5 protein-coding genes are annotated in these 5,648 nt (G+C 62.0%); 3 read left to right on the top strand and 2 right to left on the bottom strand.

What is annotated here, in order from left to right:
• A partial coding sequence (locus VBE63_RS23960) for a DUF29 domain-containing protein (protein WP_323685532.1) occupies positions 1–449 on the bottom strand: 449 nt, incomplete at its 3' end.
• Positions 450–626: 177 nt separating this feature from the next.
• A complete protein-coding gene (locus VBE63_RS23955) occupies positions 627–1,073 on the bottom strand; it encodes an NUDIX hydrolase (protein WP_323685531.1) in 447 nt (148 codons plus the stop codon).
• 421 nt (positions 1,074–1,494) lie between these two features.
• Here VBE63_RS23955 and VBE63_RS23950 point away from each other — a divergent pair, with 421 nt between their 5' ends.
• The 3 genes from VBE63_RS23950 to VBE63_RS23940 form a co-directional block, all read left to right on the top strand.
• Positions 1,495–3,639 carry an AAA family ATPase gene (locus VBE63_RS23950; protein WP_323685530.1) on the top strand — a complete coding sequence of 715 codons (2,145 nt, stop codon included), beginning with the start codon at positions 1,495–1,497 and terminating at the stop codon, positions 3,637–3,639.
• 149 nt (positions 3,640–3,788) lie between these two features.
• Positions 3,789–4,646, top strand: coding sequence for a hypothetical protein (locus VBE63_RS23945; protein ID WP_323685529.1), 858 nt, complete (start codon positions 3,789–3,791; stop codon positions 4,644–4,646).
• Positions 4,643–5,648: AAA family ATPase (locus tag VBE63_RS23940; protein WP_323685528.1), on the top strand; the 1,006-nt coding region annotated here is incomplete at its 3' end. The genes VBE63_RS23945 and VBE63_RS23940, both read left to right, overlap by 4 nt.

Here is a 5,648-nt window from a genome sequence, read left to right as displayed (position 1 = left end):
TCATCCTCGCTGCTCGCGATCGGATAGAAGCTCCTGTCCAACAGCTGCTCGAGCGGGTAGGGGCAGCTTGGTGGAAAGTCAACTTCGTCCAAACCCGTTTCATCGGCGGCCCAGCGCACGGCGCTCTCGTAGGCGTCTTGCAGTCTCTCCGGCAGTTTTGTTTTTAGGCTGGGGCTATCACGCAGCAGCCGATCAATCCGCTTGCGCTGTTCGATTAGTGTCCGCTCCCAGCTTTTTGTTCGATGACTGGGTTGATGCTGCCACTTGAGCAAATGCGCGATGAGCACGGCGAGGCGACTTTCCAGCGCACGCAGCTCGGATTTGCTCATTGCCTCAAGCTCCTCGGCCAAGTGCTCCAAGTCAAGCTGGTCGAGGCGCCCCTCGCGGACCAAGCGCGCGCTTTGTGTCAGCCAGGCATGGAAATCTTGGTCGTAGAGTGATGGCTGCATTGGGTTTCTCGCAGAGGCGAAAAGAACCTGTCAAAGTCGTCTTGATGATCAGTTAGGGGGTGGACCGTATCGGCAAGGTACTGTTCCAGCCGGCGATTCATAGCGGAGACTCTGTTTGCGCATCATGTGCTCCTCATGTCGAAGGCGTCTCTCCTGCAGGCAAACTCTGGGCTAATTTTACTGTGAGATGCCAGCCCGCCAGCAGGCATAGACGACCCCCGCATGCGTGCGGCTCGGAAGCCGCTCGCGCGGAAACCAGTCAACCTCCTGAAATTCATGATTGAAGTCGATGCGTTCAAGGGGTAGCCGATTTGGCAGTGGTACCGGATAGGTGCGCCATCGAAAAACAAAGGGCACGATGATCTCAACGACCCGAAAGCGCTGTTCATTCCTCCAGTCGGTGCCGTCGACCAAGGTAAAGACTCGGTCGATGGGCTGCCCTCGACAGAACTCCTCCTCCGTCTCCCGGATCGCCGTCGCGAACAGCGATGCGTCTCGTCGAGATCGCCGGCCGCCTGGGATGCTCCAAGCGCCTTTCTGCGGGCGATGTGCACGCCGCCCCAGCAAGAGGTAGCGGGTTCCGTCCTCGTCGGCAAAAAACAGGATTCCAGCGCCTTCGTACATCGTTCCCCCCAAGCAACGGATCACATCAACCGACCAGGCAAAAGCGTTGCCGGATGCGTCAAATCAGGCTGCGCTGCCTCAGGGCGCTGCGCAAGCGCCTGATCTAGAAAAGCCGGCCCGCTTCGCGCGTGGACTGCAGACGCCCTGAAGTCAGTACGGAGAATAGCATCAGCGCTCTGGCTGTGGAACCTGTTACGCCTGATGGCGTTTTCAATAATCACTTTTTCATCTTTTTAGGTATCAATGACTTGCGCGCCGTAAACAAAAATAAATTAAATATATTAAAAATTATTTGATATAAAACAATGGCTTATCTGATATAAAAATTAAATATTAAAATGGGAAATAAAGCTTGACTCAGTGAATGAAGAGGTTCTAGCATTCACCTCAATCGACCGATTGAACTCATTCAGGAGAGACAATGGCCCGTGCCATTTCGATGCCGATACCCAGACCGTCAGGTCCCCGCAAGACCGTTCGGCAGCAGCTCGATCCACTCGTGGCTTACTGGTCCCTGCGGTTATTGATCAAGCTTCGCTTCTGGCAGCGGCTCTCCGGATACCCTGATGCACTGACCTTCGATGGCGAACTGCTTCGCACACTCGGGCTTGGCCGCTACGAAGATCAGGAGATGACGCCGAGTGCCTTTCTGCGCCTTATGAAAGAGCGTCTGCAGGTGCTAACGGCCAAGCAGCCTGAGTTGGTCCTTGAGTCACTGCACGGTCGGCTGCAGCGGGACTTGGGACTCTCCCAGATGGAATGTCGGATTCTGACCCTGGTGTTGGCACTCTGCGCTTACCCACCTTTTACTCGCCTGACCGATGAGTTCGGGGAAATTCCGCGTTCGGATGCGATTGCCGCCATTGCTGCGGCACTCGCGGTACCGGTCCCTGCGGTGCGCAAGGCGCTCTCACCCGAGGGCTACCTGGCGCGTTCCGGCCTGCTGCGGATCAGTCTAGGCGGCGCCGACAACCTGGCAGAAAAGTTCCTGCCCCTCGACGGACTCGATGCCTTGCTGTTCGAGGCCCGCATCTCCGTCGCCACCCTGACGCGACGCTATTTTGCGCCAGCGCCGCGCCCGACGCTCAAGCGGAGCGACTATCAACATCTGGAGGAGACGCTGAACGACCTGCTTGCCTATCTGCAGGGCGCCCAGCAACGCCGCGAGCCCGGCTGCAATGTTCTTATCTATGGTCCGCCCGGCACCGGCAAGACCGAACTCGCCGGCGTCGTCGCTCAGGCGCTCAAGCGTCGGCTGACGACCATCAGCAGCGCCGATGTCGAGGGCGATGCGATCAGCGATGCCGGTCGCATCGGCGCCTATCAACTCGCGCAACAGACCCTTTCGCGTCAGCCGGACAGCCTGATCCTTTTTGATGAGGTCGAATCACTGCTGGCGTTTTCCTGGCTGGGGGCCTTATTCGAGACCGATCTGCCCACCGCGAACAAAGGCTTCACTAACCAACTGCTAGCCACCAATCCGGTGCCGGCGCTGTGGATCGCCAATGATATCGAGGACATGGACCCGGCCTATGTGCGCCGTTTCGACCTCGTTATCGAGATGCCGGTACCGCCGCAGTCGGTGCGTGTTGGCATCGCCAATCGGGCGCTCGATGACCTGGGCGTCAGCGAGTCCTTCGTCCAAGCGCTTGCGCGCCAGCCAGCAATCGCTCCGGCACATCTGACCCGCGCGGCACGGGTCGTGCGGCTGTGTACGACGGGGACGTCGTCCCATGCCAGGGGTAAGGACGCCCAGACGCGCCATGAGGCTCAGCTCAACCGTCTGCTCAGCGGCACGCTGAAGGCGCTGGGTCACGCCACCCCCTTGGTGACAGGCCGCTCAGCGGTCACCGCCTATCGCGCGGATCTGCTCAATCCCGATCGCCCGATCGAACCGGTGTTGAGGGGGCTCGCCCAGAACCCACAGGGCCGGCTCTGTCTCTACGGGCCACCCGGTACTGGCAAGAGCGCCTTTGCCGCCGAGGTCGCGCGTCGGCTCGAGCGGCCCTTGTTGAGCAAGCGCGCTTCCGATCTGCTCGGCGCCTACGTCGGCCAGACCGAGCAGGCGATCGCGGCGATGTTCGCCGAGGCGCGCGCGGACCAGGCCATCTTGCTGCTGGATGAGGCGGACAGCTTCCTGCGCTCGCGGACCTCCGCTCAGCAAAGCTGGGAAGTCACCCAGGTCAACGAGTTGCTGACCCAGATGGAGGCCTTCGACGGCCTCTTCATCTGCACCACCAACCTGGTCGAGCAGCTCGATGCCGCCTCGCTACGCCGGTTTGACCTCAAGCTGCGCTTCGATCCGCTGCGCAGCGAGCAACGCCTCAGCCTGTTCGCGCAAGTGCTGCGCGAGCAAGGCGTCGCCAACCTGGACGAGGAGCGTTGGCGCGGGCCGCTGGCCAGCCTGGACGCGCTCACGCCCGGCGACTTTGCTGCGGTGATCCGCCAGCTGCGGATCGAGCAGGCCGACTGGACCCCAGAACTCTTATTGGAACGCTTGCGGGGTGAATGCGAGCACAAGCGCCAGGGTCAGGGCCGCCCAATCGGGTTCGCGGCGTCTTTTTGATCTCCCTGAACACCGCGGTGTGCGATGTGCTCTGTCGCACTGATCCGGCATCCTGAGCCGGTTTCTGCCCTGACCTGAGAGGTACTGCCTGCGCTTGTTGTCCTTGCACGTCCTCGCGATCCTTTGCCACTTTCCTAAAGGAGATTCACATGACCCCCAGTGATGCCCTGGTCCGCCGCGATCTTGACCAAGTCCCCGCCGTCGAGCGCCGGCTTGCCCGGCTGACGTTGCAATTCGTCCTTAGCGATGGTGCGCTGCGAAAGCGCTTGAGCGACAGCGATTTCACCACCCCGCTGTGGACATTGACCCAATGCCCGCTGGAGCCTGCGGCGCTCGGTTTCTTCGATGCCGCGCTGGCACCCAAGGAAACCAAGCTCAACGCCCGGGTGCGCAATGCGCTGCGCGCCCTAGCCACCGAGATTGAGGAGACCGATAGCGACAATAACAATGACACCGACAACGATGAGGATGACGAGGAGGCAGAGTGGCTGCTCCACTCGCAGCGCGGCAAACGCGAGCGCGCCCGGCCCCGGCAGCGCCGTCTGCGCCTGTTCTATGCCGGCTTATCGCGTGCGGTACTCGAACCCCTGATCGCGGCCGACGGCGAAGAAGCCGTCATGCCACTCGCCAGTCTACTCGAGCGCTGCCTCGATCTGCCCCCAGCTGGGGTGAAGCTGCTCGATAGCCTCATCTTGCGCGAGCACAACAAGGCGCTTCGTCAACTGCTGAACGCAGCCCGCCTTGATCCCTATTTGCCGAGCGAGCACCGCGCCGACATCGCCGCACTGCTCGGCATCGACGAACAGGCCCTACGCCCGCTGCTCACCAAGGACAGCCCGCTGCGCGCGCTCGGGCTGATGGACCACAACCGCTCCTTTCACACCGATCTGGAAGACTATGTCAGCGCCAGCGACCTGCTGCGTGAACTGATCGACCCGAGCCAGAAGACGAGCCAGCACTGCTCGCGTTCTTGCTTGAGCCGGCTCCTGCGGCGGACTGGTCCTTGAGTGCCTTTCCGCACCTCCAGGATCAGGCCCGGCGCGTTCGGGGCGTGCTGAACCGCTCCGCGCGCGATGGGGTGGCCGGGGTCAATGCGCTCTTCTACGGTCCGCCTGGTACCGGCAAGACCGAACTGGCGCGCGCCATCGCCGCAGACAGTGAGCTGAAGGCTTTTCAGGTGCGCAGCGCCGACGAAGATGACGACGGACTCAGTCGCCACGGGCGCTTGTCAGCGTATCTCTTGGCCCAACGGCTGCTGGCCCGACGCCGCGACGCGGTGATCATCTTTGACGAGATCGAAGATGTCTTCGCCCAGCAGTTCGATCTTTTCGCGCTGTTCAGCGGCCGCTCGCCGGCTGGGGAGCAGAAAGGCTGGACCAATCGCATCCTGGAATCCAATCCGGTTCCGACCATCTGGATCACCAACGAAGTCGATGGGCTGGACGATGCCTTTAAGCGCCGTTATCTGCTGCCAGTTTCCTTCGTCACCCCGCCACGCTCGATGCGCCGGCAGATGGCGGAGCGGCATCTGGGCACCCTGACCCTCGCGCCGGCCTTGCTCGATGAACTGGCGGGGGATGACCTGCTGACCCCGGCCCAGTTCGCCTCCGCGCGGCGGCTGGCCGATCTGCAGCCGGAAGTGCCGGTGGAGACCAGCATCCGCGAAGGCGTGGCCGCCTGCCGGCACCTATTGCACGGCACGCCAGCGCCCCGGCGACGCGAGAACGCCACCGCTTTCGATGTCGCTTACCTCAATGTGGGTGGCGGCATCGCACCGAATGCTTTGGCGCGGGCGCTGGAGCGCGAGGGCAGCGGGCGGCTCTGCTTTTATGGACCACCCGGCACCGGCAAGACCGCCTTTGCCGAGGTGCTGGCTGATGCGTTGGATCGGGAACTGGTCGCGCGCCAAGCCTCGGACTTGATCTCGCCTTATGTCGGCGAGACCGAGCAGCAACTAGCGCGCTTGTTCGCCAGTGTCGATCCCAAGTGCTCGGTGCTGCTGCTCGATG

This window comes from Lamprobacter sp., from assembly GCF_034860625.1.
Taxonomy (GTDB): Bacteria; Pseudomonadota; Gammaproteobacteria; order Chromatiales; family Chromatiaceae; genus Lamprobacter.
The sequence above is the reverse complement of the archived record's forward strand: the minus strand, read 5'-3'. Positions and strand labels throughout refer to the sequence as shown.